We start from the raw sequence: 26,648 nt of genomic DNA, 5'->3' as shown, positions 1-26,648 counted from the left end.
GAAATATTGTTTCTGTAGACGCTGCTACTTCTATTTATTAACTAAGCTTACCAAAAGAGCAATGGTTGAAATAATCGTCAGTCCAAACCCAATCTGGGTCATAATTCTTCCCTGCTCCGCCCTCTGTACAGAATACCTCGTCTTCTCTACCATCACTACGTCATTCTGCTGTAGCTGGTAATAAGGCGATTCAAACAACTTCGAATTGGTCACATCTACAATACCCAACTGCCGTTTGCCATTATTTTCCCGCAAGATCTTTACTTCCTTTTTCTTACCTGATTCCCTGATATCCCCCGCCATTGCTAATGCTTCTAAAATAGTCAGGTTCTCTACTGGTATGGTCTTTACACCCGGGCTGCCCACTTCGCCAATCACGATAATACGGAAATTAGTAAAGCGGATGATCACGGAAGGATCATTCAGTTGTCCAGTTAACCTTCCCTTTATGGTATCGCCTAGCTGAGTCTTTGTTAAGCCTTCTGCATGTATTTTTCCCAGCCTGGGGAGCTCAAGGTTCCCCTTTTGATCAACCAAATAGCCATATCCTAATTGTTGTCCTCCACCTCCCGGGTTCATATTATACAATTGGTCTACCTGCGGATCAAGACTGGCACTATAAACTTGAATGGACAACTGGTCATTTTTTTGGATCACTGGCTCAGCAATGTAAAACTGCTTGCCAACAGCCGTATCCTTCATATCCTCCAGGTAATTATATACAGCCTTCTGCGTTTTGCAGGATGCAAAAACCAGGGAACAGATTACAGCCAATATGCTAAAAAACCGCATTCGATAATTTTATTTACAAAAGTTGAGCAAAGTAATAGAGCAATGATGAATTATTTATGATTATTATGCACCAGCTTCCCCTTATCAATATCCGCCACCAGCATATACCCTAAACTATCGATCACAATCCTTGCTGTCTTATTCCTTACTTCGATCACTTTTCCCTCCTGGTCCATAAATGGCCCGGCAACGATCTTCACCCGGTCATCGGTCTTGATCTCCAGCTTGATCAGTTCTACATTCTCATACTCGTCCAGGAACTGCCTGATGGCTACGATCTCCTTGTCCCTGATCATGGCAGGCTTTCCATCCCAGTATATGAAGTTGATCACACCGCTGGTCATGCGCACTGCTGTACGCTCGTCATCGGTCACCCGCACAAATACATAAGATTTGAAAAGCGGCTCTTCTACCAGCTTCACCCGGTCGCTCCATTGGCGTCTAACCTTGTTCAACGGGCAGTAGTTCTCAATACCCTTCTCAACAAGCAGCTTGACCACTTTTTTCTCCCAGCGGGGCTTGGTATAAACAGCAAACCATTTATAACTCATGGCAGTCTTTTTGGTACGGCTTCGCCATCTCAGTCACAGGTCTCTTTTTTACCGCAACTGGTCAGGTCTGTTTTCAAATGAATAATACAATCTCTCAAATCAAATCTCTCACTCTCCCCAAATCAGCAATGTCTTAATCTCTCATAATCCCTATATCTCATTTCCTCCTAATCCTTTCAATCCCCAAATCCATGTTCAGATAATAAAAAGGCACGAAGTATCACTAGTTTTCAGTGCTTCCTCGTGCCTTTCTACGTTCCGTTCAGATAGGGTATTTTCCATGTATGATTTCCGGTCCTTGGGTTCCATGTGCTTTTGAAAGCACTATTCTTGTTCGCGACCGCAAATATAATGAGGAATGGGAGTGAGTAGTGAATAAAAAATACAGATTTTGAACAAGTTAGGTGGAAACCATCGTTTAATCCACCCCGTAGTCACCTAATAAGTTTTTGATATTCAACCCATTACTGACATATTTTTGAACCTGATTTTCGTCATTATTTTTTTCTGAATTCTCAAAATTCCCGGATCCCCATTTTTCGCTCACAATCTCACAATTCTCATTCAAATTGCCCCTCATTCCCATAGATACTCCCTACCAAAGGCATATCAAAGGCATACCAAAGCCTAGGATAAAGTTGAAAATGGCAAATTTTGCTTTTATAAAATTTGGTAAATTGTTCGGCATTTATAATAAACAGCCCGTCATGTCAAAATTGAAGCTCAGAGGAAAGGACCTACGCAATATTGGCTACCCCGAAGGACCGGTGATCAGCATCGCCATGAACATCATGGAAAAAAACTTCAAGCACCTCTCCCTGGAAGATGCCTTGGAAATATTAAGGGCGATACTGCAGAGCCCGAACCAGTATGCACATGAGGGTCCCCTGGATAAAATTGCAGAAGCTTTGATCCCCAAGCCAAAGATTGGCGGCGAAGAGATCCCGCTCAACAAGACGGGCATTGACTTCAATGTCTTTGGCGGGGAGTTTATAGAGTCTGGCGCCCTCCAGCAAATGTATACGGCGGCAAAACTGCCCGTGGCAGTGGCCGGAGCACTGATGCCGGATGCCCATGCGGGTTATGGACTGCCCATTGGCGGTGTACTGGCAACAGAAAACGTAGTGATCCCCTATGGTGTAGGCGTGGACATTGGCTGCCGTATGTGCCTTTCTATTTTCGATATAGACCCTATAGAGTTGTCAAAAAGAGAGCCCTACTTTAAGCGGGAACTGAATGAAGCTACGCTATTTGGCGCGGGTGCCACTTTTGAAAAGGAGAGCGACCACGAAGTAATGGAAAGGGACGAGTGGAACCAACTGGGATTATTGCAGGGCTTGCAGGCAAGAGCCTGGAAGCAATTAGGCTCATCAGGTTCGGGTAACCATTTTGTTGAGTTTGGGACCATTGATATCTCGGATGAAAATGTATCCTCTGAAGAATCAGGCTTTGGGTTAAAGAAGGGACGCTATTTAGGCTTGTTGTCTCACTCTGGCTCAAGGGCACTGGGAGCTAGCATTGCCAATCATTACACCAAAATAGCCAAGGAGAAAAGAAAACTACCTGGAGAGGCCGCTAACCTGGCGTGGTTGGACCTATCCGAACAGGAGGGTGCCGAATACTGGATGGCGATGAACCTGGCTGGGGATTATGCTTCAGCTTGTCACCACATCATCCACGATAAGATAGCCCGCCAGTTGGGCACTAAGCCCCTGAAAATGGTTGAGAACCACCACAACTTTGCCTGGAAGGAAACCTGGGAAGGCCGCGAAGTGATCGTGCACCGTAAAGGTGCTACTCCTGCCGGTAAGAATATGCTGGGCATCATCCCCGGCTCTATGACCGCACCCGGCTTTATCGTGCGCGGCAAAGGCGAACCGGCTTCCCTGTCATCAGCCTCTCATGGTGCCGGCCGTAAAATGAGCCGGACCGCCGCCCTCAATACCATTACCCATACCACCCTCAACGAAATGCTCCGCCACCACGGCGTCACCCTCATCGGCGGTGGCCTCGACGAGGCTCCTATAGCCTATAAGGACATCTACACCGTCATGAACGCCCAGAAGCATTTGGTCGAAACCGTCGGCCTCTTCTATCCCAAAATAGTAAAGATGGACGGCGCCCAACCCAAAAACTGGCAAAAGAAAAAAGGGGAGATTTTGGGGGAATAAATTCGTCATTCGAATCATTCCTCCCATTCGCCCATTACAAAAGACTCGAAATTTTCCGGTGTAACGATGCTCTGCTGGCTTTCAGGGTAATGCTTAAGAAAGGTTGCAGGAATCTTAGCTTTCGTCTCAGCCCTCCATTTAAACTCCGCTGCCAGCAATTGCCCGTTTTCTTCTTCGATATAATCTATCTCTTGCTGCTCCTTGGTACGCCAGAAATAGCTGTTCACAAAATGATCATGATAATGATTACGCTTCAAACGCTCAGCCATTAAAAAGTTCTCCCATAAAGCTCCCGTATCAGCCCTAAGACCAACTGGCTGAAAATTGGCAATGATGGCATTGCGTATCCCATTGTCATAAAAGTAGATTTTCTTTGAAGCTTTCAATTCGTTGCGAAGGTTGCGGCTAAACGACGATAAACGGAACACTACATAAGTTTGTTCCAGCAAATAGATATAAGATTCCACCGTTTTGCCGTCCAATCCTGTCAAGCGTGAGAGTTCATTATTGGATACCTGGTTGCCAACCTGGAAGGCTAACGCTTGTAGTAGCTTCACCAGCTTTTCTGGCTTTTTAATACCTTCCCACAATAGAATATCTTTATAAAGATAGCTGTCAGATAGCTCTTTTAATATTGCCTTTTCATCGCCTTCAGATGTTACAACCTCTGGATAATAACCATATACCAGCCGGTGCTCCAATAACCTTTTTTCTTTAATGAGACCGTGGTATTGCACCATTTCCTGGAACGATAAAGGATGCAACTGGAACTCCCATTTTCTGCCGGTAAGTGGTTCGTTTACTTTGTTAGCCAGTTCAAATGACGAAGAGCCGGTTGCTACAACTTGAACATTGGGATAATGATCCTTTATCAACTTGATACCCACACCAATATTGCTGATTCTTTGCGCTTCATCAATAACTACCACTCTATGATTTCCTAAAAAGGCCTTTAGACGATCAGAACTTGCATTTTCAAAAACAGCCTGCACATCCGGCTCATCTCCGTTAAGCCAGAGTGTATCCTCTGAAGGGAGCATAAGCGATCTAAGTAACGTGGTCTTCCCCGTTTGCCGGGCACCCATTATGATAATAACTTTCCCCTTAAATAACCTTTCCTGTATCTTTTTTCCAATAGTTCTTGGGATCATCGAAATATACTTTTTCGGAATCAATTCCCTAAAAGTATACACTTTTTCGGAATCAATTCCTCAAAAGTTGATATTCCACGGCCTCATAATAATTTTCCTCCACCTCTCATTCATCATTCGAATGATTTGTCATTCTCCTCACTTTCCCCTCTTTTAACAAATACCGCTCCCCCGAATCCGGACAACTAGCCTCACCTGCCTCATCAAACTCTAACCGATGCCCCGCCCTGCTCACCCAGCCCTCCTGCACTGCCGGGCAGCCATAAACGAGCGCAAAGGGCAACACATTCTTCGTCACCACACTCCCGGCACCAACCATTGCATAGGCCCCAATTTCCACTCCGCACACAATCGTCGCATTAGCCCCTATGGTCGCTCCCCTGCGCACCACCGTCTGCCTGAACTCATGTTTCCTTTCAATAAAGCTTCTTGGATTAATAACATTGGTAAACACAGCCGAAGGTCCCAAAAACACATCATCCTCTATAAGCACCCCCTTATACACCGACACATTGTTCTGTATTTTTACCCCATCCCCAATAGTTACACCGTTATCAATAAAAACATTCTGTCCTACATTGCAGTTACGTCCAAGTCTGCAGCCCGGCATCAGGTGCGTAAAATGCCAGATCCGGGTTCCCATTCCAATTTGAGCCCCTTCATCAACGACTGCCGTCGGATGGATGAATACATTCATGATACCAGCGAAGGTATAAGCTCTAAACTAAACATTCAATATCTTAAGCCTGTTCAAAACAAAGTAGATTGTTCCCATGACTCCCCTTTAGGGACAGGAGGGTTAAACCTCGTACAATCCAACGCCATCTTCTCCTTCCCCAACCCATACTTTTTCGTATACGCACGATATTGATCCGCCACCAGCTTTGCTATATTTCCCTCTCCCCTCATACGTACTCCCCAGCGACTGTCATTCACTTTCCCTCCATGCCCCGATTCAATCATATGCCATACCTTATCAGCCCTGTCCGGGAAATTCTTGTAAAGCCAGTCATGAAATAAAACCTTTACAGCCCCATTCAATCGCACAAACGTATAACCAGAGAAAGTGGCCCCTGCTTCAACCGCTGCTTTGATCACAGCCGGCATTTCATGTTCATTCAAACCTGGAATAATAGGACCAAGCATGAGCCCCATCTGCACACCCACCTTGCTTAATTCTTCTATAACACGCAAACGTTGCAAGGCCGTAGTGGTCCTTGGCTCCATTACCCTTCTTAATTCCTCATTCAATGTCGTCAGGGAAATAAACACAGAAACCAACCGCCTTGAAGCCATATCCTTAAGCAGGTCTATGTCGCGTAGTATAGCGGCGTTCTTGGTGATAATGCCAACAGGCTGGTTGAATTCATTGCAGACCTCCAGCAACTTCCTGGTCAGGCGGAACTTTTGTTCCGCGGGCTGGTAACAATCCGTATTACCACTAATGCTGATCGGCACACATTTCCATTTGGGATTCATCAGGAATTTACGCAACAACTCTGGTGCATTCTGCTTCACCAGTATCTTGCTTTCAAAATCCAAACCCGCACTATAGCCCCAATACTCAAAAGAATTACGCGCATAACAATAAATACAACCATGTTCACAGCCCATGTATGGATTCATGCTGTAAAACATGGGTACATCCGGGCTATCCACCTTATTAACAATGCTCCTGGCCTGAACATCTATGAATTGCGTAGTCACACCCGCTTCTACCCATTCATCTATCCCCTCCACATGTTCTGTTGTACGCTCCTGCCTTTCAAAACGATTCCTCGTATTCATCTGCGCCCCTCTTCCTTTCTTATATTCCCTTTGCACTAATAACTGTATTTAAAATTTAAAAATCCAAGACCCGCATTTTACATTTCCACCCTTCCCATTCTTCATTCGTCACTCGAATTATTCGTCATTCCATTTACCTTTACAATGTATGTGCTACCACTACTCCCTTACCAAGAAACAGGAAGAGATCATGAAAATGATCCGCGCCGAATGGGAAATGCCCTTCGAGCCGGTTTACCATGTTAGCGGCTTTGAATTTGCGCCAATGCCCGTCATCACCATGCAGGAGCCCCGCAAGGTACAGGCTTATCAATGGGGACTGATCCCACACTGGGTAAAAACGGCAGAAGATGCACAAAAACTGAGAGCGCAAACGCTGAACGCCAAAGGTGAGACGGTATTTGAAAAACCTTCCTTCCGCACTTATGTAAAGGAGAACCGCTGTTTAGTACTAGCTGATGGTTTCTTTGAATGGATGGAATACCGGAAGAAAAAATACCCGCACTTCGTACACCTGGATGGGCTGCAGCTGTTTGCCTTTGCCGGACTTTATTCCCATTGGACCGATAAAGAAACCGGCGAACTCCTGCGCACCTTTACCATCATTACTACCGATGCCAATCCACTGATGGCAAAGATTCACAACACCAAGCAACGCATGCCCGTCATACTGCCCCATGAACTTTGGGACACCTGGCTCGACCCTGCATTGAACAAAGAGGATATCCAATCCCTCCTCGCCCCCTGCGACAATGCACTCATGAAAGCCCATCCCATTTCCAAACTCATCACCACCCGCGGCGCCGATACAAACGTCCCCGAAGTCACCCAACCCTATGAATACGCAGAACTGGCATCGTGAATGGTGAATGGTCAATAGGTTCACTTACGCAAACAGCTCTCCTTGTTTCACAAACATGGGTAAACTCATAAACTCCATCCGGCGCAACACGGTCCACCGCTTATTAATAGGACTGCGCTTCAACAGCAGCATCGCATCTGCAACAAACCTGCCAGTAAACTGCCGGTGTTCACAATCCAGCCACATGCGGGTAAACTCTTTCGGCTTTAGTCGCTGCGCCAGGATCAGGTGGGGCTCTGTAATAAAATAAGGTTCGTGTTGGGGAATGTTCATCAGCCATTTGGCCTTCCTGAGGTTTTTGACCAGCTCATTGAAGGGACTCCTGGTCAATACATCGGCGTAAATAGTGTGGGAAGGATAAGCAGAAAAATCTTTGATCTCTACTTTGAAAGGATTGTGGCTCATAGCAACTTCTTGCAGCCGTTCCACCAACTTGGGCTCAATTCTTTCAAAAGCATGGCAATTCAAAATGGTGAGACTTGGCTTCAGATCAAACGGCAACTTTACCCCATGCTTTTCGTGCATGCATACGCGTAAATGATGCATCTTTTCCTGCAAAACCTCAGGCAATGGCACCACCACTCGATACTCATTGATCCTGTACGCCGGCATTTGAAATAAATTATTCATAAACGTTGGTTTTAAAAGTGAAGTGGATAACCTAATTTTATTAGTATAAAAATACTAAATAATTTAGCATAACAAAACCAATTTGTTATGGAAGGAGAAGAATTTTATTACGCGGACTACAAAGGCTCAAAAGATTTTACCCAGCACAATGTGAAAACAGCCAATGCAACAGGCTTTGGCGCTGCTGCGGACGACTATGCGCAAAGAGGCATCGATTTGAACGAGCAGCTCATCAGGAACAAGCCGGCTACATTTTTTATGCGTGTGAACAGCAATGCCATGATCGGTGCGGGTATACATGGCGGTGATGTGGTGATCGTCGACCGTTCCCTGGAGCCCAGGAACGGGAAAGTAGTAATTGCCGTACTCAACGGAGAAATGTTAATTCGCTATTACGAAAGGTTCAACAACCGGGTACGATTACTGCCTGCAACCGACAAGTTAGCACCCCTGGAAATAGACAATTGCACCCAGTTCTCCATCTGGGGGGTCGTCACCTACGTCATCCACACAGTTTAAAATTCGTCATCCGTAATTCGTCATTCAAAAGGTTCGTCATTCCCTCAAACCCCTCTAATGAAAGCTATCGTCGACTGTAACTCTTTCTACTGCTCCTGCGAAAAAGTCTTTCGTCCCGACCTGGACGAAAGACCAATCGTAGTACTCAGCAACAACGACGGCTGCATCATTTCCCGCACTGATGAAGCAAAAGCCATAGGTATTGGCATGGCCGGACCTTATTTTAAAGCTAAGCATCTGATTGAAGCGCATAAGGTGGAGGTTTTTTCATCCAACTATAACTTATATGGCGACATGAGCTGGCGGGTGATGGAAGTACTGAAAACTTTTGTAGGCGAAGGAAACGTAGAAGTATATTCTGTAGACGAAGCTTTCCTGGACCTCCATGGCTATTCAGGCACCCAACTGCAAAGATTGGCGAATGAGATCAGGGATACAGTCGACAAATGGACCGGCATTAAAGTATCTATTGGCATGGCTCCTACAAAGACCCTGGCAAAGATGGCAAATAAAATGGCAAAGAAGAATAAAACACAATCCCAATGCATCACCATCCTGGAACCGGAAGAAGAGATTATAGCAGCACTGAAGACCACGAGGGTCTCGGATGTATGGGGCATTGGAAGAAAGTATGCAGACAAGCTGAACATGTGGGGCATAACAACAGCCTGGGATGTACGTAATTTATCGGAAGAATGGGTGCGCAAAAATATGGGCGGAGTAGTCGGGGTACGGTTACTGAAAGAACTGCGCGGAGAAGATACCATCACCATGAAGGACGAACTGGCGAATAAAAAGATGATCTCCACCACCCGCATGTTCGGAACAGCCGTAACCGACCTCTGCCATTTAAAAGAAGCAGTTGCCTCCTATACCTCCCGTGCTGCCGAAAAACTGCGCCGGCAAAACGGGGCAGCCTGCATGATCAGTGTATTCCTTGTCTCCCAGGAAAAAATAGAATCACCAAATTTCAAACATGGCCCCACAGTTAATGCCTACACCAACCTGCCTCAGCCTACTTCCTTAACCAATGAATTGATAAAGCCTGCACTGCAGATGGTAGAAAGCCTGTTTGTAAATGGAAAGAAATATAAAAAAGCAGGTGTGATCTTAAGCAGTATTGTCCCCGATGATGCGATCCAGGGTAACTTATTTGAACCCGGCAAAAGTATTGGACGTTCTTTAATGGAAATGATGGATAATATCAACTTCAGTATGCGCGGCAATGTAGTGAATTTTGTCTCCGCCGGCACCAAAAAAACCTGGAAAATGCAGCAAAGCTTTCATTCGCCCCTCTATACCACACGCTGGGCCGACCTCCGGCAAGTAGAATAGTTATTTGAACAACACCGATCCCACAAACTGGAATGTCATGCTTTCCCACGGCAATTCTGATTTCACTTCTGGTTCCTCTTTGCAACAAGCCTCCTTACCTGATGCATACAACTGTTTGTTCAGCACAAAAAGACAAGTTATAGCCAAACAAACCAGAAAAGAAGCCAACAGCAATTTGTAAGTCGATTGAGGTCTCATGTTGCCCATTTATTCATTCGACGAAAGAAGAAAGAAAAATGTTACAACAAAAGTTAAAAATCTCCTTTCTTAAAAATGCCAGCCTACCTTCACAGACGCTTCAGGATTCAGCAGCGGTGGAACGAATGACTTCCCATCCGCTGTTACTTTCTGATCACCCCCAACCCGCAGGTGCATGCCAGCCCAGGGACTTATATAAAAGTTCCGGTAAATTTTCCAGTTATAGCCAAGGCTTCCATTCAGCAATATGTTTTCATAATGCACAGTTTGCAACCGCGCATCCGATTGGATACTGCTTTTCCAGTAAACCAACCCGGTACCGGCCCACCAGCCCTTCCAGTTCTCCTTAAGGAAGTAATCCCCCAAAACAGCATAAGCCGTCACCTTGTTATTGGTAAAGCTTTCCTTCACAATAAAATCAGGTTTGTTCACTTGAGCCATAATGGTTCTTACCCGTACATGTCCCTTACCTGCCCACAAACCAGCAAAATAGCCTCCCGTAGTATAAGGAAGCACATCCTGCTCCAGTCCAATAGTAAAGCCTTTGCGTGCACTATCCTGGGCTTGTGCACAGCCCATTAAAACAGAAAAGAAAACAGCTGATAATAGAAGTCGTCTCATACTCGTCCCTTATTAGAGACAAATTTGTCCACAACCCCCAACTAATCTTATGACACCGCTCACAGCAGCAACTGACAATATCCCAACCTCTTACTATCTCAATATCTATGCTTCCCCATTCTACATTCAAACTTGTCCGCCTTTGGCGGATTCGAATCATTCGTCATTCCCATAATCCTATCAATCCCACCAATCCGCGGTCATTATCTTTGCGCAAATTTTTTCCATGAAGCATCTGCTGTTCGTACTTTCTGTTTGTTGTTTATTTAGTTGTACTCCTAATAATGTAAAAGTTGACAATTCCCTTGAAAAGTTCTTCAATGACAATAAGGTAGCAGGCACATTCGCCCTTATGGACAATGCCTCCGGCAAATTCACTGTCTACAACCTGGACCGCTACCGCGACAGCGCCTACCTGCCCGCTTCAACATTTAAGATCGTCAACTCATTGATCGGTCTCCAAACAGGGATCATCAGCAGCGATACCATGGTCATCAAATGGGATGGAATACAAAGAAGCGTTCCCGAATGGAACAAGGACCTCACCATGTATGAAGCCTTCCGCGTATCAGCCGTACCTTACTACCAGGAAGTGGCCCGCCGCATTGGCAAGGACACTATGCAGTTCTGGCTGGATTCATTAGCATATGGCAATAAGAAAATTGGCGGCGCCATCGATACCTTCTGGCTGAACAACTCGCTGAAGATTACGCCTGACGAACAAATAGGATTGGTGAAAAGGCTTTACTTCAACCAACTTCCATTTCACCAGATCAACCAGGAAATAGTAAAACGTGCTATGCTTTTTGAAAACCAGCCCGCATACAGGCTGGCATACAAAACCGGCCTCGGCTTCACAGAAAAAGGCAACCAACTGGGCTGGGTAGTTGGCTGGATCGAAGAAAACAAACACCCCTATTTCTTTGTACTCAATATAGAAACTCCCGACAAGAACGCCGACCTCATCCCTATTCGTATCAATATGCTGAAAGGTATTTTGAAGCAGTTGGGATTTATGGAAGGGAGGAGGTAGATTCAATCCTCCTCTTCAACGTCTCATAATCTGTATACCCCTGCGCCAGCAAATAAAACTTGCTATCACTCACCTGCATCAATACAGTAGGATACCCTGTTACTTTCAACTGCCGCACCAGTGCCATTTCATAATGGGCCTTCTCCTTGTACTCCTCACTCCTCAACTTTGCATAAAAATCATCTTCAGGTATACCATACTGGTGCAACAAATGCCTGTACGCCTCATCATCAGTTAAGTCTCTTCCTTCAAAGTTCAAAGCATATTGCAGGTCCGACGCCATCTGTATGGCATTACCCGGAAAATACTCTTTGAAAATGCAAAGAGCAATAGACGGCTTTGTTGAATCAGGAAACCAATCCGTATCCTCCGGATTGAACACATGCCACAAAAAGTCCTGGCCAAATTGCACGCCCGTCATTTCCTCCACCTGTTCATAAGACGTTTGAATGTAATTAGCCAATGCACCAAAATGCGTAGGCTCCTCAGGCAGGATCATACCGCCCGATAATACATCAAAGGTGATCTTGTCCTTATACTCCTCCGCAATGCTCTTCATCACCGGGCTAAACCCATAACACCACCCGCAATAAGCATCATAACAATAATATATCGTAGGCTGCATGCTCTTTTTACTTTTTAATTAATAATCCCAAATCCCTAATGTGCCTCCAACCAATTACTTCCCTCTCCCACTTCCGCCAAAATCGGCACATTGTTCGGCAACTCCATCGCCGATTGCATACACTCCAAAATCACCGGCTTCACCTTTTCCAATTCTTCCTTCACCACATCAAACACCAACTCATCATGCACCTGCAACACCATCTTCGACTGGAAACCATGCGCCACAAACGCCTGGTGCACCTTCACCATCGCCAGTTTGATCATATCTGCAGCTGTACCCTGTATCGGCGAATTAATAGCATTACGCTCGGCAAATCCTCTTACCGTAAAGTTGGCAGAGTTGATATCACGCAACCAGCGCTTACGGCCCAACACAGTCTGCACATACCCATGCTCGCGGGCAAAGTTGATCATATCGTCCAAGTACCTGGTAATGCCGGCAAACTCTTTCTTGTAATTATCAATAATGGTCTTGGCTTCTGCACGACTTACATTAATGTTCTCCGCCAGGCCAAAAGCACCTTGTCCATACACAATACCAAAGTTGACACTCTTGGCTTTACGGCGCATCTCTTTGGTAACAGCCTCCTCGGCCACATTGTACACCTTGGCTGCAGTAGCCGTATGAATATCCTTGTTTTGCCAGAAAGCCTCACACATAGCCGGATCGCCACTAAGAGCCGCAACGATGCGCAACTCAATTTGTGAGTAGTCGGCACTCACCAGGATGTGGTTCTTATCCCTTGGGACAAACGCCTTCCTGATCTCACGGCCGCGCTCAGTCCTGATAGGAATATTTTGAAGGTTGGGATTGTTGCTCGCCAGCCTTCCCGTAACAGCTACAGCCTGGCCAAAAGTAGTATGCACCCTTCCCGTCTTTTGGTTGATCAGGAGCGGCAGCGCATCTACATAGGTCGATTTCAATTTCGTATACTCACGGTAAGCCAGAATATTTTCCGCAATAGGATGCTCATTAGCCAGCTTGCTCAGCACTTCTTCACCCGTAGCATACTGACCGGTCTTGGTCTTTTTGGCTTTGGGATCCAGCTTCAGCTTTTCAAACAACACTTCTCCTAATTGCTTGGGAGAACCCAGATTGAAACGTACATCAGCAATCTCATACACCTTTTCTTCATGAACCTTTGCTTCGGTTTCCAGCACTTTGGAATACTCCTGTAAAAAGTCTACATCGATCTTCACCCCCTCGTGCTCCATATCTACCAGCACGGGCACCAGCGGACTTTCCACTTTCTCAAATACCGTTTCCACCTCGTTTTGTTTCAGCATAGGCTGGAACACATTCCGGAACTGCAGCGTCACATCGGCATCCTCAACAGCATACTCCTTGATCTTGTCCAACGCCACATCCCTCATATTCCCCTGGTTCTTACCCTTCTTGCCAATCAATTCTTCAATATGGATAGGCTCATAACCCAGGAACTTGGCACTCAACCAGTCCATATTGCGCTTGCCATCCGGCTCAATTAAATAGTGCGCCAGCAGCGTGTCGAACAGCTTTCCTTTCAGCTCCATGCCATACCACTTCAACATCAGCAGGTCATACTTGATATTATGACCGACCCAGGTTTTGGATGGATCGCTAAAGACAGGCCTGAAACGCTCCAGCAATTGCAAAGCCTCCTGCTTATTAGAAGGTACCGGTACATACCATCCACTTTGTGGTTTTACCGCAAAACTCAACCCTACCAGTTCGGCATTGTTGGCGTCGATCCCTGTGGTCTCAGTATCGAAAGAGATTTCCGCATTTTCTTGCAACGCCTTCAGCAAAGCAGCCATTTCTGCTTCACTCTCAACGAGTTCATATTCATGCGGCGTATTATGGATGTTCCTGGTAGGATGTACCACCGAAATTTCACCCTCCTCCAAATCTCCTGGTTTGGCCGATTGAGCTGAAGAACCCGGTGAGGCCTCTTCTCCTGCAGATCCAAACAAATCAGCTTGCACACCGGCAACAGCTTTTTTAGGCGCAGCGGCCGGTTCGGCAAAGTCTTCACCCAGCAATCTCCGGCCCACGGTCCTGAATTCCAGTTCAATAAAGATCTCCCTCAGCACGTCTTTATTCCACTCCTTCACCAAAAAGTCCTCTTCATGAAATTCCACCGGCACATTGGTAATAATGGTCGCCAGCTTTTTAGATAGGATGGCATCTTCGCGACCGGCCCTGATCTTCTCTCCCAGTGCCCCTTTAATTTTATCAGCATGCTCCAGCACGCCCTCCAGCGTACCATATTCAGTCAATAGCTTGCAGGCAGTCTTTTGTCCCACACCGGCAATGCCTGGAATATTGTCAACGGCATCTCCCATGAGGCCCAGGATGTCGATCACCTGTTCTACGTTCTGGATACACCATTTTTCACACACTTCCTGCGGTCCCATGATCTCCACGTCACCACCCTGGTAGCCCGGTTTATAAATTTTCACTTTATCCGAAACCAGCTGACCATAGTCTTTATCCGGCGTCACCATATACACCTCGTAACCCAATTTTTCGGCCTGCTTGCTCAAGGTACCGATCACGTCATCCGCCTCATAGCCATCCTTTGCAATGATCGGGATATTCAATCCTTTGAGGATCTTCATAATATCCGGAACGGCCGCAGAAATATCCTCCGGCGTTTCCTGGCGGTGGGCTTTGTATTCAGTAAAGTCAGTATGACGCTCAGTAGGCGCCGCTGTATCAAAACACACAGCCATATGGGTAGGCTTCTGGTTGTTGATCAGTTCAATAATGGTATTGGTAAACCCAAACTGGGCATTTGTATTCTTTCCTTTCGAGGTAATGCGCGGATTGCGGATAAGGGCGTAATACGCACGGAAAATAAGCGCGTAGGCATCCAGCAAAAACAGTTTCTTCTCCATGCCGGCGAAGTTAAATCAATTGACAATAGCCCTCACCCCTCTATCCCTCAATCCTCCACTCAGCCCCTCCTTCCCAACCTCTCTTCTATCATCCATCATCTATCATCTTTTTCCTCACTCGTCATTCCACTTGTTGGTATGATTCTTGTCAAAACAGCTACACAAATAAGAGGAAACCATTACATTTGAACTTTATCTACTTTGAGTAGATAAAATCTACGAGCGCTTGTCCACTGTAGAAAGACAGAACCCTTAATTAGTCATGTTTTGAAGCACTTCTTGAAAACATGATGACATAAAATCTATATTCTGGCTTCATGAAATTGCCGGTTTTCAATCTTTAAATAGTTGAAAATGAATGATTAACAATGTCAATTATAAACTATGAAACCCCCAGGTTCTGCTTATGAATAAGTTCACATCTGAAAAACAAACCTTTAAGCTTCAACAAATAATTGAAGAATGCCTGCACGAATTTCATTTTAATGAAAAATACCGGCGAATAAAACTACAAAGAGTTGATGACCTCGTAGAACCACTTACACTCATTGGCAACAAGCAAGTTTTGCTGGATACATTGGAACTGCTCATGAACACGGCTGCTGAATACGTGGGAGCGACCAGCATCATGGTCTCAGTAAAACAGCTGCTACAAGCCGAAAAAGAAGTATTACTGGAATTTGCCGTCACCGATAATGGAGGAAAGATTCTTGAGGAACCAGGAATCAATTTGTTTACCTATAAACGCCAGCTGACCAAAGCCCGCAGAGTGGTGGAGGAGGGCGGCGGCAAGGCAGACATTAACAGCTTGTATGGTGTTGGGACCACTTTTAAATTCTTACTCAAATTTCGCAAAGAAGCCAAAACAGAAGCCGCACAACCCACAGAAAAAAAGCTTGCAGGCAAAAGAATATTGGTAGCCGATGACAACGAACTCAACCAGAAGATCATTGAACACCTGCTGAAAAAAGAAGGAATGCTGGTTGATATTGCCAGTGATGGCAGGGAAGCATTAGACCTGTATGAAAAAAACAGGAACTATGACCTTGTGCTGCTCGACCTCCAAATGCCACACGTTGATGGTTTCCAGGCAGCAAACTACATGCGTAAAAAACTGGCCTCCCAAATCCCCATCATAGCCCTGACAGCCGGTTATTATCCCGACTCCGACAAACGTAGCCTCGAAGTTGGCTTCAACCAATGCATCCACAAACCCCTGAAGCCCCACACCCTTTTAGAATCCCTCAACCACTTCTTACTCGAACAACCCATCAACACCTGATGAATGTCAAAAAAAATGACGAATGGGCCAAGGCCCATTCGTCATTCAATTCATTCATCATTCCCCTCTACATGCTATCCATCGCTCCCTGCATGCCTTCTCCTTCCGCTTTCGTATTCTTCCTTTTGAACAATGATGCATCCATCTTACCAAAGCGGAACGCAAATGTCAAACGCATCATAGGAGAGTCGCCTAGACGGTGACTGTTCTGGATGTAAAAATCGCTCTCAGAATACTGATCCATCCTCCGGGTCTGGAAAATGTCGTTCACACTAAACGTTACCGAAGCGGCATTGTTCTTCAGGAAACTCTTTTTCAAAGCAGCATCGATACCATAGGTAGATTTGATATATCCCTGCGCAGCACTTTGAGAAAAACCACCACCGGGACCTCCGCCGCCAGGGCCACCGCCACCAGGACCACCGCGCTGTCCGCCACCACCGCTATTAGGAGGCAGGTTGGTTTTAGACTGGTAAGTTCCGGATAACTGAACAGTAAAATTTTTAGGCAGCTTAAAGTTGGAGTTGATCTTACCAAACCAGCTCCAGAGTGCTTCTTGTGACGCTCCCAGTTCAGGATCTATCTTGATCTCGGAATTGTAGATGTTCACATTGGTATTCATATCCCACCACTTGGTAATAGTATTTTGCGACGTCAGCTCCGCACCAATCGAACGGCTCGAGTTGGCATTGATATAAGTATTCACATTTCTCTTGGAACCATCAGCAATGGTCAGCGTATCCAGGTAGCGGGTGATCAGGTCAGTCGAGTATTTATAATAAACCGACCCCAATAAAGTATGTCCGCCCTTTAACGTTTTAGTATAAGAAGCTTCCAGCGAGTTGGTAAACTCAGGCTTCAGGTCGGGATTACCCTTGCTCCAGTTCAACTGGTCCGTAGAATCAATGAACGGGATCAGTTGCATAAAGAATGGCCTGTTGATCCTGCGGGTATAGCTCAGCTGTAATTCCTGGTTGTTTTTCAGTTTCTGGCTCAGGAAGATAGAAGGGAACAGGCTAATCGGATACGTATTGCCGAAAGTTTCCTTTTTATCAATCAATGTTCCATCATATTGAGAACTCTCTGCACGCAGTCCCAGCTTATAACCAAAATTCTTGTAACTGTTGGTATAAGAAAGATAACCCGCATACACATCATCATCACTCTCGTAGTTATTGCTGGTGGACGGGATCTCTATGAATTGCCCGGAAGTCGCATCATAAAAGAAGTTTCCCTGTTGGTTGCTCATTTTACGCAATTGAGCCCGCAAACCTGTTTCCAGCTTGGCCGAACCTTTAAAAGGTTTTACATAATCCACCTGCATCGTCAGGAACCGGTTAGTTCCATCACCCATTACCTGCTGGCGGATGTTGCCGGTTTGCACACCTCCGGCCTTATTATAAATATCTGTATTGTAGAGCGCATTATTCTCGCTTTTGCCCGAGAAGAAATTAATATCCCCGGTCAACTCCTCACCTTGCTTGGGGAAGAGGTATTTGAAGCCGCCTTGCAGACCACCAGCATTGAATTCCCTGTTATTGTTAGCATTGCGTTCGCTATAGCTGATATAGTTACCATTTTCGTAAGAACTATCCGTTTTAAGGAAGTCTTCTGGTTTGAAACTGCCATGCACCTTTACCCCGCTTACATAGAGTGTAGTGCGGTTGGTAATAAAATAGTCGAGCCCTAGACGCCCGAAAAGGAAACCACCATTATTACGGTTCTTGTTAGCCTGATCAACTAGCAAGGCAGGTGAATTCGCCAGGCTTTTGATCTCGGTACTGCCGGTATTCCGGTTCCTGTTCTGGTTGCCAAAAGTGGACAGAGAAAGGTTTATTTTATTTTGGCGCAGATTAAAGCTACCACCGCCGTTCAAACCGCCACGCTTGTCCACACCAGCCTGTACATTTCCATTATAGCCGGTCTTCTTATTTTTCTTTAAAACGATATTCAGGATACCCGCAGTTCCTCCTGAAGCGTCGTACTTTGCTGAAGGGTTGGTGATCACCTCTACACTTTCAATAGCGTCGGCCGGGATCTGGTCCAGCGTAAGCGTAGTGGGCCTGCCGTCCACATAGATCTGCGGAGAAGCATTACGGAGGGTAACGTTCCCATCCATATCTACTTGCACAGAAGGCACATTCTTCATCACATCCACAGCGGTACCACCAGCAGAAACGATATTCGCATCTACAGAAAACACTTTTTTATCAATATCCATCCTCAACCGTCCGGTAGAAGAAGCGACGACAACGTTCTGAAGTTGTTGCACATCGGTCTTAAGGGTAATATTTCCCAAATCTTTATCAACGTTATTCAACGCACTGCTGATGGCCGACATATCCGGTGTTCCGCCATTTGCAGGCCTTTGCCCCCCTGCAGGCATTTTCATTTGAAAAGCCACAGTTTGCTCTACCGGGGCATACCCTGTCGCAGAGATCTTCAGCTTCAATTGTCCAAAAATAGGCAGGTCCTCAAAGTTGAAATCGCCATTTCCTTTAGTAAGCATTCCTTTCAGCAACACTTCCTTCCTTTTCTTGGTAACGGTATCAAGTTTATTCTGCATTAACATCACTGATGCCTCGGCAATTGGCTTACCAGTGCTATCAACGATCTTTCCATAAATATGACCAATACTGGGTGCTTTCTGGCCCGTCTTTCCCCCGGCAGGTACGCCGACCGGAAACTGGGCGTAGAGAGAAAGCGTTAAAAACGCCGCCATCACTAAAAACAATATCCTTTTCATAAACGTAATTATGACGCAAATTTACTTGAACTTACTTTTTATCCCTCCCAAATGAGACAAGCGGAGAAAATGCTGCGACGAATGGATGCACCTTCCCCGCCATTTATCAAATAAATAACTCATCTAACTGAAGAATTACCTAGTTTTATCACCACACTTAATGAAACAACAATGAAAATTCTCAAAACAGGTTTGCTGGCAGCGACTGCTCTGTTCAGCACGATTTTAGTTCAAGCCCAGACAGCCGACGAAATCATCAGCAAGCATATATCCGCTATAGGTGGCAAGGAAAAGGTCAGCCAGATAAAATCCCTTTACATGGAAGGTGCTGTGGATTTAATGGGAAATCAAGCCCCAATCACCTCTTATATCCTGAACGGTAAAGGCTATAAAAGCGAAATGGAATTTAATGGCCAGAAGATCGTAAATGCCATGAATGAAAAAGGTGGTTGGATGATCAACCCTATGATGGGAAGCTCTGCTCCGCAACCGCTGCCAGCAGAACAATTTAATGCCAGCAAAGACCAAATGGTGATTGGCGGCGCTTTATTAGACTACCAGGCTCATGGCAACAAGGCAGAATTGGTAGGAAAAGAAAAAGTAGCCAACGCAGATGCTTATAAAATAAAGCTGTCAACAAAAGAGCAGGATACAACAACCTACTTCATCGATGCCAATACGTATTACCTCGTCAAAGTGGTAAAAGTAGCCAACATGGGTGGCCAGGAAGCTGAAGTAGAAATTTCGTTTTCGGATTATAAGAAAACCGATTATGGCTTTACCATGCCATATAAAACAGAAGTCGCACTACCACAAGGCTTTAGCTTGGCTACAACCTTCAAAAAAGTAGAAGTAAACAAGGAAATAGACCCCAAGATCTTCGAAATGCCAGCTAATTAAGCTGTTGTGCTTATATAACTATACAACATCACAATTTCTAAATGAAAATGCCCGGCCATAAACCGGGCATTTTCATGCCCCCAATTGCCCATCAACTCCCACTCTCCCTCTATCATTTGTCATCTAACATCTATCATCAATCATCTGCCTTCTATCATCTCCTGCCCCGCCCTTTCATCTCAAAAAAACCACCTTTCATCTCATTTTTCTGCCGTTAACCGATCACCACCATACTTTTACCGATATTAGTTGACTATGTCACCTATTTATTTTTATCTTTGTACCGCTATTAGAAATAATGGCGATTTAAAAAGATAACCCAGATGAACGAAACACAATATTCAACTGCACTCTTGTTGGGAGAAGTCAATTTCAAATTTTGCAAAAAAGTACACCAACAGATTGTAGAACAAGACATCAACCTTACAACAGAGCAGTTTGGCGTCCTGTATATTTTATCAAAGAGAAAAGATACCATCCAGTCGGACCTGGCTGAGTTTGCAGGCAAGGATAAATCAGCTGTCATGCGGCATTTGGACGCCCTGGAAGAGAAAAACCTGGTGGTGAGAGTGAATGACAACTCGGATAGAAGGAGAAAGATTTTAGTAATAACCAAGGCCGGTCAGCAAATGCTGGACAAAGCGATGCAAGTATTGAATGAAGTTTTCCAGGAGATCACGCAATCCATTCCTGAAGAAAAAATGAACATCTTTCGCGAGGTACTACTCACGATAAAACAATCCACAGATTGTAAAAAAATTCATGCAGATAGTTGACATAATCAACAATAGACAGCATCAACAAATTAATTTTTTAGACATATAAAGTATGATACGAAGTAGAATGAATATTAAGTTTTTATACTTGCTGACAACAGCCCTGCTATTCGCCTTTGCAGGTAATGCGCAAACAAACACGCTTTCCTTAAAGCAAAGCCTCGAGTTCGCCTTACAGAACCACCCCAGCCTGGATATTTTCAAAAATGAACAGGTCATAGCTGACTATAAAGCCAAAGAAGCCCTGGCCAGCTACCTGCCACAGGTAAATGCCAACCTTGCTGCTGATGACAACCTGAAGCTGCAAACTACAGTGATTCCGGCAGGTGTTTTCGGTCCCTCGGAAACCAAGGTGAGCTTTGGCAACAAATACACTACGGTCGCCACATTGCAGGCCGAACAGACTATTTTTGACCAATCCATGCTCCTGGGCATCAAAGCAGCAAAGCCTAATACACAGTTAGCCGACCTGAACAAGGAAAAGAATGATGAAATCATCATTTACAATGCAGCTACTGCTTATTACCAGGTAATGATCTACAAGGAGCAGGAAAAGTTGCTGGCTGAGAACGAAAAGAAATACCAGGAATTACTCCCAACCTTAAAGCTGCAGTATGAAAAAGGTGTGGCCAAGAAAATTGACTACGACCGGGTGCGTGTAAACCTGTTGAACATTCAATCACAAAAGCAGGTAGTACAAACCAACTACCAGGTGGCTTTAAACCAGTTGAAAAACGCTATTGGCATGCCGCTGAATGCACCGCTGACAATTACAGATTCAGTTAACATCAGCACTGCCCTGCAGCCTTTGGCTAACCAGGACTTTAGCCCAAGCAACAAGCTGGATTATAAAATACAACAACAAAACATTGAACTGTACAACATTGATGTAAAGCGTAAGAAGGCGTCTTACCTGCCTACGGTTTCTATGTACTACCGCTACGGCCAACAGGCGTTTGGCGGCACCATAAGCAAAACTTATGGCAATTGGTACGACTTCTCTGGAGTAGGTCTGAAAGTGAATGTCCCCATCTTCAGCGGTATGCGTCGCAATAGCCAGTTGAAGCAAAGTCAGCTAAGCCTGGAAAATGCAATGAACAACCTGAAGATCAGTGAGACTAACCTGACGATGCAATACCAGAATGCACAGACAAAGTTGCTAAGCTCTTACACCAATGCGCAAACAAATAAAGAGAACCTTTCACTGGCCCAGGATGTGTTCACCACTACCAGTCTTCAATACCAGAAAGGAACAACCTCACTGACAGAGCTACTCAACGCAGATTATTCATATAAAGAAGCACAGAACAATTACATCACTTCAGTGATCAACTATTATGTCGCCAATATAGAGCTCGAAAGGGCAAAGGGCACCTTAAAAACTTTTATCAACACACTTTAATCAAAACTATTCCAACTTATAAATCATGAAACAGAAAAAAGGAATCGGCGGAAGAATCATCACCATCGTTGCAATTTTAGCGATCATTAGCCTCACCGCTTTTAAGTTGATGAACAACAAGAAAAAAATTGACGAAAACAACAAACCTGCTGACCGGACTAATATACCTATTGCGGTTTCTATAGATACAGCCCGCATCCTTTCAGTAAGTGGCGACTTTACCCTGCCTGCTGTATTGCAACCAGCTAAAGATGCAAACATTGCCGTTGCAGTACAGGGCATGATCAAAAGCCTGAATATAGAAGAAGGTTCTTATGTTGCTCAAGGCCAGGTAATCGGTAAAATAGACACAAGATTGAAGGAACTGAATCTGCAATCTACCCAGCTTTCTTCTGCCAAACTGGAGAAAGACATGAAGACCTATAAAGAGTTGATGGAAGGAAATGCGACTACAGAAGAAAAATACAACGACATTAAATACAACTACGAGAACAATAAGATCCAGATAGACCAGATCCGCCAGCAAATATCCGATGGAAACATCATAGCTCCTATCAGTGGTATTGTCGTTACCAAGAACCTGGAAGCCGGCGAGTTTGTAAACCCTGGAACTGTGATCGCTTCTATAGTAAGTGTTAATAGCCTGAAAGCTGCAGTAATGGTCAACGAAAAAGATGTGTACAAATTGAAGAACGGACAACAGGCAGTGGTAAGTAGCGATGTATTCCCCGGCAAAACCTTCAGAGGTCAAATATCATTCATCTCTCCTAAAGGTGACGACAACCACAACTACCCTGTAGAAGTGGAAGTAGCCAATGCAGGCCAGGCATTGAAAGCAGGCACTTACGTAAAAGTAATGTTTGGCCTGAGCCAGCAATCCGACGCACTGCAGATCCCGAAAAAGGCCCTTGCAGAAGGCATGAAGAATCCATATATCTACGTAGTGAAAGGCAATGGCGTTGAACAAAGAAAACTGGTGCTTGGCCGCGAACTGGGTGAAAATGTTGAAGTGATCGGCGGTCTCCAGCAAGGCGAAGTAGTTGTAGTAAACGGCCAGATCAACCTGACCGAAAATAGCAAGATCGAAATCGTAAAGAACTAACCAAAGGACAAGGAATATCAAACGAACAATGTTTCAACTCGTTACGATAACTCCACACCCCAAACTCCAAACTAAAAATGTCTATAACAGAACTATCAATAAAGCGGCCGTTACTGATCATCACGATCTTCGTGACGCTCCTCTTGTTTGGCTATATCAGCTATAACAATCTAAACTATAACCTGCTTCCTAAAATGGACGTGCCGGTGATCATGGTGCAAACCACCTACCGTGGTGCCTCCAGCGAGGAAGTGCAGACCAGTATTACAAAACCCGTGGAAGATGCCATCAGTAGTATTGAAGGTGTCGACAAGATCACATCTACTTCCAGGGAAGGTGCTTCTATTGTAGTGGTGCAGTTAAAGCAAACAGCAAATGCCCTCAATGCACAAAGAGATGCCGAACGGAAAATCAACCAGATAAAAGCCCTTCTGCCCGAAGAAGCTGACGAACCCGTTACAAGCCGCTTCAGCATGGATGATATTCCTGTGCTACGCGTGAGTGCTTCGGCCAATATCAGCCCTTCAGAGTTGTACGACATTATCGATCAAAAGATCAAGCCTGTGCTTTCAAGTGTATCAGGTGTAGGTAATGTAAACCTGGTGGGTGGTACCAAAAGAGAGATCAAAGTGAATCTGGACAATGACAAACTGCAGGCTTACAGTATTTCACCAGCCCAGGTAAACCAGGCAATTGCCATCAGCAATAGCTCTTACCCGGCAGGTAGCGTGGAAAATAAGCAGGATAGGATGTCCCTGCGCCTGGATGCCAAGATCACTAAGGTTGATGAATTGCGCAACCTGATCCTGCGCGAGAACGCAGACGGTAGCAAGGTATTACTGAAAGATGTTGCCAACGTTACAGATGCAGAAACTGAGATCACTACCATCAACCGCATCAACAGTGTAGAAGGTATTGGTATCGAAGTCTCAAAGCAAACTGATGCCAACACGGTAAACGTTACCCGCGACGTTCAGAAAAAACTGGACGAGGTAAAGAAACAATACGCTGGTATCAACTTCAACTATGTGGTGGCCGTTGACCAGGCAACCTATACCCTTGCATCAGCTGATGCTGTGGTGCACGACTTGTTCCTGGCGGTATTGATCGTTGCCTTCGTAATGCTGTTCTTCCTGCATAGTTTACGAAGTGCATCTTTCATCCTGGTGTCACTGCCTTCTGCGATGATCCCTACGTTCATCCTGATGTACTTGTTTGGCTTCTCGCTCAACCTGATGACACTGATGGCCCTCTCGCTGGTAGTAGGTATCCTGGTGGATGATAGTATCGTGGTATTGGAGAACATTTACCGCCATATGGAAATGGGTAAGGATAAGCGCACAGCCTCTCTGGAAGGACGTAAAGAGATTGGCTTTACGGCCCTGGCGATTACCCTGGTAGACGTAGTAGTATTCGTTCCTCTGGCAATGGCAGGTGGTCTGATTGGAAACATCCTGCGTGAGTTCTCGCTGGTGGTGGTATTCTCTACTTTGATGAGTCTTTTCGTATCCTTCACCCTCACTCCTTTGCTGGCTTCACGCTTTGGAAAACTGGAGGTGCTCAATAAGTCATCTCTCTGGGGAAGGCTCAACCTTGGCTTCGAAAAAATCATCGACAATTTAAAAGACCAGTATGCAAAGATCCTGACCTGGGCTTTAGGACACAAACGTTATATATTCATCTCGGCCTTCGTTCTTTTCATTGGTTCATTTGCCCTCGTGGGCGCTGGCTTTATTGGTGCTTCCTTTGTAGGTAATAGCGACCGAGGTGAGTTCGTGGTGCAAATGGAATTGGCTTCTCAAACACCTTTATATGAGACCAACAAAGCAGCACGCAGAGCTGAGGATATCCTGATGACCCACCCTGAAATTGAAAAAGTGTTTACCAAAGTAGGGACATCCAGTTCTACTTCCGGCCTTGGTAACAGCTCTTCATCAGCCAACATGGCCGAGATCGCTGTGAAAATGGTGGACAATCACAAGCGTAAGATTACTACAGATGATATGGGACAAAAGGTGCGTGATGAATTGATGCAGATTCCCGGGGTGAAAGTAACAGTGACACCAACCTCAATCACTGGTAACGCTCAAATGCCGATCCAGATAGCCATCAAAGGTACCGACCTGGACAGCATCTGGACAGCCGCTCGCCTCATAAAGAATATAGTGGCAAAAACACCCGGAACTGATTACATCGAATTCAGCACCAAAACACCGAAGAGTGAAATTGAGATCAGGCTGGATAGAGAGAAAATGTCTGATATGGGTTTAAGCGTAGGTGAAGTAGGTGCCGCTGTGCAATTGGCTTTCCGTGGCAATGATCAAAGCAAGTTCAAAGAGAACGGTGAAGAATATGCGATCAACCTCTTACTGGAGAAGTTCGACCGGCAAGATATCGAAAGCGTTAAGAACCTCGTAGTTCGTAACAATAAAGGAGCAAACATTCGCCTGGCAGACTTTGCCGAAGTACGCGAAACTTTGGGCCAGTCAGTATTGGAACGTACCGACCGCCTGAACTCTATCAAAATAACTTCAGCTGCTGTTGGCCGTCCTGCCGGTACGATTGTAGCGGAAATTCAGAAATCACTGGCCAACGTTCATCTCCCTGCCGGAGTGCAAGTGGATTATGAAGGGGATGCCAAAAACCAGAAAGATTCATTCGGTTCTTTGGGATTAGCCCTGGCACTGGCCATTGTATTGATCTATCTGATCATGGTGGCCCTGTACGAGAGTGCTGTGTATCCGTTCGTGGTATTATTCTCTCTGCCGCTGGCCCTGATCGGCGCCTTGCTGGCCCTGGCTTTAACCATGAACTCCATGACCATCTTCGCTATCATCGGTTTCATCATGCTGATGGGACTTGTGGCCAAGAATGCGATCCTTCTGGTCGACTTTACCAACCAGTTGAAAGAAGAAGGTTATGCAGTGAAAGATGCCCTCATAGAAGCAGGCAAGGAACGTCTTCGCCCGATCCTGATGACCACAGTTGCCATGATCTTCGGGATGCTGCCGATTGCCCTGGCAACAGGTGCCAGTGCCGAAGTAAAGAATGGCATGGCATGGGTGATCATCGGAGGCCTCACCAGTTCGCTCTTATTAACACTGGTAGTAGTTCCTTCAGTGTACGTGGTTGTAGAAGGTGCAAAGAACAAAGTAAACAAATGGTTTGGCATAAAAAAGCACTTACCCACCCCCGCTACACACATTGAAATAGACGAAATAGAAGTAGCATCATAAATAAAAGCATTAGTAATTTCTTTGCAGGCATCCTCAATGCCCGCGA

Annotated in this window: 22 protein-coding genes; 11 read left to right on the top strand and 11 right to left on the bottom strand. The window is 45.4% G+C overall.

Annotated features, from left to right (window positions below):
• Positions 1 to 30 precede the first annotated feature (30 nt).
• Together OCK74_RS19295 and OCK74_RS19290 are read right to left on the bottom strand one after the other, a co-directional pair.
• On the bottom strand, positions 31 to 792 hold the full coding sequence (locus OCK74_RS19295; protein WP_279298718.1) for a polysaccharide biosynthesis/export family protein: 762 nt from the start codon (positions 790 to 792) through the stop codon (positions 31 to 33).
• A gap of 50 nt (positions 793 to 842) precedes the next feature.
• Positions 843 to 1,343, bottom strand: a complete 501-nt coding sequence (locus tag OCK74_RS19290) for a UpxY family transcription antiterminator (RefSeq protein WP_279298717.1) — start codon at positions 1,341 to 1,343, stop codon at positions 843 to 845.
• A gap of 707 nt (positions 1,344 to 2,050) precedes the next feature.
• On the opposite strand from OCK74_RS19290, the gene OCK74_RS19285 reads away from it, so the two are divergent.
• Positions 2,051 to 3,514 (top strand): RtcB family protein, encoded by a 1,464-nt coding sequence (locus OCK74_RS19285; RefSeq protein WP_279298716.1) that lies wholly within the window; start codon positions 2,051 to 2,053, stop codon positions 3,512 to 3,514.
• Between the two features lie 14 nt (positions 3,515 to 3,528).
• Here OCK74_RS19285 and OCK74_RS19280 read toward each other — a convergent pair whose 3' ends face one another.
• The 3 genes from OCK74_RS19280 to OCK74_RS19270 form a co-directional block, all read right to left on the bottom strand.
• Complete coding sequence (locus OCK74_RS19280) at positions 3,529 to 4,665, bottom strand: ATP-binding protein (RefSeq protein WP_279298715.1); 1,137 nt, start codon at positions 4,663 to 4,665, stop codon at positions 3,529 to 3,531.
• A gap of 106 nt (positions 4,666 to 4,771) precedes the next feature.
• On the bottom strand, positions 4,772 to 5,362 hold the full coding sequence (locus tag OCK74_RS19275) for an acyltransferase (protein WP_279298714.1): 591 nt from the start codon (positions 5,360 to 5,362) through the stop codon (positions 4,772 to 4,774).
• Positions 5,363 to 5,415: 53 nt separating this feature from the next.
• Positions 5,416 to 6,489, bottom strand: a complete 1,074-nt coding sequence (locus OCK74_RS19270; RefSeq protein WP_279298713.1) for a PA0069 family radical SAM protein — start codon at positions 6,487 to 6,489, stop codon at positions 5,416 to 5,418.
• A 112-nt stretch (positions 6,490 to 6,601) separates the two neighbouring features.
• On the opposite strand from OCK74_RS19270, the gene OCK74_RS19265 reads away from it, so the two are divergent.
• A complete protein-coding gene (locus OCK74_RS19265) occupies positions 6,602 to 7,315 on the top strand; it encodes an SOS response-associated peptidase (RefSeq protein ID WP_279298712.1) in 714 nt (237 codons plus the stop codon).
• 24 nt (positions 7,316 to 7,339) lie between these two features.
• Here the strand turns inward: OCK74_RS19265 and OCK74_RS19260 are convergent, their stop codons facing one another.
• On the bottom strand, positions 7,340 to 7,945 hold the full coding sequence (locus tag OCK74_RS19260) for a 2'-5' RNA ligase family protein (protein ID WP_279298711.1): 606 nt from the start codon (positions 7,943 to 7,945) through the stop codon (positions 7,340 to 7,342).
• A gap of 87 nt (positions 7,946 to 8,032) precedes the next feature.
• Between OCK74_RS19260 and OCK74_RS19255 the strand changes: the two genes are divergently transcribed.
• Positions 8,033 to 8,464, top strand: a complete 432-nt coding sequence (locus OCK74_RS19255) for a LexA family protein (RefSeq protein WP_279298710.1) — start codon at positions 8,033 to 8,035, stop codon at positions 8,462 to 8,464.
• A 57-nt stretch (positions 8,465 to 8,521) separates the two neighbouring features.
• The gene (locus tag OCK74_RS19250) at positions 8,522 to 9,799 is read left to right on the top strand and encodes a Y-family DNA polymerase (RefSeq protein WP_279298709.1); all 1,278 of its coding nucleotides are present in this window, start codon (positions 8,522 to 8,524) and stop codon (positions 9,797 to 9,799) included.
• Here OCK74_RS19250 and OCK74_RS19245 read toward each other — a convergent pair whose 3' ends face one another.
• Both OCK74_RS19245 and OCK74_RS19240 read right to left on the bottom strand, forming a co-directional pair.
• Complete coding sequence (locus OCK74_RS19245; RefSeq protein ID WP_279298708.1) at positions 9,800 to 9,997, bottom strand: hypothetical protein; 198 nt, start codon at positions 9,995 to 9,997, stop codon at positions 9,800 to 9,802.
• A 69-nt stretch (positions 9,998 to 10,066) separates the two neighbouring features.
• Positions 10,067 to 10,618, bottom strand: coding sequence for a hypothetical protein (locus OCK74_RS19240; RefSeq protein WP_279298707.1), 552 nt, complete (start codon positions 10,616 to 10,618; stop codon positions 10,067 to 10,069).
• A gap of 226 nt (positions 10,619 to 10,844) precedes the next feature.
• On the opposite strand from OCK74_RS19240, the gene blaOXA reads away from it, so the two are divergent.
• Entirely contained in the window at positions 10,845 to 11,651 is an 807-nt protein-coding gene (gene blaOXA / locus OCK74_RS19235; RefSeq protein ID WP_279298706.1) for a class D beta-lactamase, read from the top strand.
• Here the strand turns inward: blaOXA and OCK74_RS19230 are convergent.
• A complete protein-coding gene (locus OCK74_RS19230) occupies positions 11,632 to 12,276 on the bottom strand; it encodes a DsbA family protein (protein ID WP_279298705.1) in 645 nt (214 codons plus the stop codon). The two genes, blaOXA and OCK74_RS19230, sit on opposite strands and share 20 nt — an antisense overlap.
• Before the next feature lie 35 nt (positions 12,277 to 12,311).
• Positions 12,312 to 15,158 carry a DNA polymerase I gene (gene polA, locus OCK74_RS19225; RefSeq protein WP_279298704.1) on the bottom strand — a complete coding sequence of 949 codons (2,847 nt, stop codon included), beginning with the start codon at positions 15,156 to 15,158 and terminating at the stop codon, positions 12,312 to 12,314.
• Positions 15,159 to 15,564: 406 nt separating this feature from the next.
• On the opposite strand from polA, the gene OCK74_RS19220 reads away from it, so the two are divergent.
• Positions 15,565 to 16,440, top strand: coding sequence for a response regulator (locus tag OCK74_RS19220; RefSeq protein ID WP_279298703.1), 876 nt, complete (start codon positions 15,565 to 15,567; stop codon positions 16,438 to 16,440).
• A gap of 67 nt (positions 16,441 to 16,507) precedes the next feature.
• Here the strand turns inward: OCK74_RS19220 and OCK74_RS19215 are convergent, their stop codons facing one another.
• Positions 16,508 to 19,186 (bottom strand): outer membrane beta-barrel protein, encoded by a 2,679-nt coding sequence (locus tag OCK74_RS19215; RefSeq protein WP_279298702.1) that lies wholly within the window; start codon positions 19,184 to 19,186, stop codon positions 16,508 to 16,510.
• Positions 19,187 to 19,357: 171 nt separating this feature from the next.
• Between OCK74_RS19215 and OCK74_RS19210 the strand changes: the two genes are divergently transcribed.
• From OCK74_RS19210 to OCK74_RS19190, 5 genes are all read left to right on the top strand, one after another.
• Positions 19,358 to 20,086, top strand: a complete 729-nt coding sequence (locus OCK74_RS19210) for a LolA-like protein (protein WP_279298701.1) — start codon at positions 19,358 to 19,360, stop codon at positions 20,084 to 20,086.
• A gap of 323 nt (positions 20,087 to 20,409) precedes the next feature.
• Positions 20,410 to 20,862 (top strand): MarR family winged helix-turn-helix transcriptional regulator, encoded by a 453-nt coding sequence (locus tag OCK74_RS19205; protein ID WP_279298700.1) that lies wholly within the window; start codon positions 20,410 to 20,412, stop codon positions 20,860 to 20,862.
• Positions 20,863 to 20,914: 52 nt separating this feature from the next.
• Positions 20,915 to 22,264 carry a TolC family protein gene (locus OCK74_RS19200; RefSeq protein ID WP_279298699.1) on the top strand — a complete coding sequence of 450 codons (1,350 nt, stop codon included), beginning with the start codon at positions 20,915 to 20,917 and terminating at the stop codon, positions 22,262 to 22,264.
• 25 nt (positions 22,265 to 22,289) lie between these two features.
• A complete protein-coding gene (locus OCK74_RS19195) occupies positions 22,290 to 23,366 on the top strand; it encodes an efflux RND transporter periplasmic adaptor subunit (protein ID WP_279298698.1) in 1,077 nt (358 codons plus the stop codon).
• Positions 23,367 to 23,443: 77 nt separating this feature from the next.
• Positions 23,444 to 26,602: an efflux RND transporter permease subunit gene (locus OCK74_RS19190; protein ID WP_279298697.1), complete on the top strand. Its 3,159-nt coding sequence runs from the start codon at positions 23,444 to 23,446 to the stop codon at positions 26,600 to 26,602.
• Positions 26,603 to 26,648: the final 46 nt, after the last annotated feature.

This window comes from Paraflavisolibacter caeni, assembly GCF_025628885.1.
Taxonomy (GTDB): domain Bacteria; phylum Bacteroidota; class Bacteroidia; order Chitinophagales; family Chitinophagaceae; genus Flavisolibacter; species Flavisolibacter caeni.
This window is presented reverse-complemented; position numbering and strand designations above follow the sequence as displayed.

Coding starts and splice junctions, on each gene's coding strand:
- OCK74_RS19295 (WP_279298718.1), bottom strand. CDS start 792: ATGCGGTTTTTTAGCATATTGGCTGTAATCTGTTCCCTGGTTTTTGCA.
- OCK74_RS19290 (WP_279298717.1), bottom strand. CDS start 1,343: ATGAGTTATAAATGGTTTGCTGTTTATACCAAGCCCCGCTGGGAGAAA.
- OCK74_RS19285 (WP_279298716.1), top strand. CDS start 2,051: ATGTCAAAATTGAAGCTCAGAGGAAAGGACCTACGCAATATTGGCTAC.
- OCK74_RS19280 (WP_279298715.1), bottom strand. CDS start 4,665: ATGATCCCAAGAACTATTGGAAAAAAGATACAGGAAAGGTTATTTAAG.
- OCK74_RS19275 (WP_279298714.1), bottom strand. CDS start 5,362: ATGAATGTATTCATCCATCCGACGGCAGTCGTTGATGAAGGGGCTCAA.
- OCK74_RS19265 (WP_279298712.1), top strand. CDS start 6,602: ATGTGCTACCACTACTCCCTTACCAAGAAACAGGAAGAGATCATGAAA.
- OCK74_RS19260 (WP_279298711.1), bottom strand. CDS start 7,945: ATGAATAATTTATTTCAAATGCCGGCGTACAGGATCAATGAGTATCGA.
- OCK74_RS19255 (WP_279298710.1), top strand. CDS start 8,033: ATGGAAGGAGAAGAATTTTATTACGCGGACTACAAAGGCTCAAAAGAT.
- OCK74_RS19250 (WP_279298709.1), top strand. CDS start 8,522: ATGAAAGCTATCGTCGACTGTAACTCTTTCTACTGCTCCTGCGAAAAA.
- OCK74_RS19245 (WP_279298708.1), bottom strand. CDS start 9,997: ATGAGACCTCAATCGACTTACAAATTGCTGTTGGCTTCTTTTCTGGTT.
- OCK74_RS19240 (WP_279298707.1), bottom strand. CDS start 10,618: ATGAGACGACTTCTATTATCAGCTGTTTTCTTTTCTGTTTTAATGGGC.
- blaOXA (WP_279298706.1), top strand. CDS start 10,845: ATGAAGCATCTGCTGTTCGTACTTTCTGTTTGTTGTTTATTTAGTTGT.
- OCK74_RS19230 (WP_279298705.1), bottom strand. CDS start 12,276: ATGCAGCCTACGATATATTATTGTTATGATGCTTATTGCGGGTGGTGT.
- polA (WP_279298704.1), bottom strand. CDS start 15,158: ATGGAGAAGAAACTGTTTTTGCTGGATGCCTACGCGCTTATTTTCCGT.
- OCK74_RS19220 (WP_279298703.1), top strand. CDS start 15,565: ATGAATAAGTTCACATCTGAAAAACAAACCTTTAAGCTTCAACAAATA.
- OCK74_RS19215 (WP_279298702.1), bottom strand. CDS start 19,186: ATGAAAAGGATATTGTTTTTAGTGATGGCGGCGTTTTTAACGCTTTCT.
- OCK74_RS19210 (WP_279298701.1), top strand. CDS start 19,358: ATGAAAATTCTCAAAACAGGTTTGCTGGCAGCGACTGCTCTGTTCAGC.
- OCK74_RS19205 (WP_279298700.1), top strand. CDS start 20,410: ATGAACGAAACACAATATTCAACTGCACTCTTGTTGGGAGAAGTCAAT.
- OCK74_RS19200 (WP_279298699.1), top strand. CDS start 20,915: ATGATACGAAGTAGAATGAATATTAAGTTTTTATACTTGCTGACAACA.
- OCK74_RS19195 (WP_279298698.1), top strand. CDS start 22,290: ATGAAACAGAAAAAAGGAATCGGCGGAAGAATCATCACCATCGTTGCA.
- OCK74_RS19190 (WP_279298697.1), top strand. CDS start 23,444: ATGTCTATAACAGAACTATCAATAAAGCGGCCGTTACTGATCATCACG.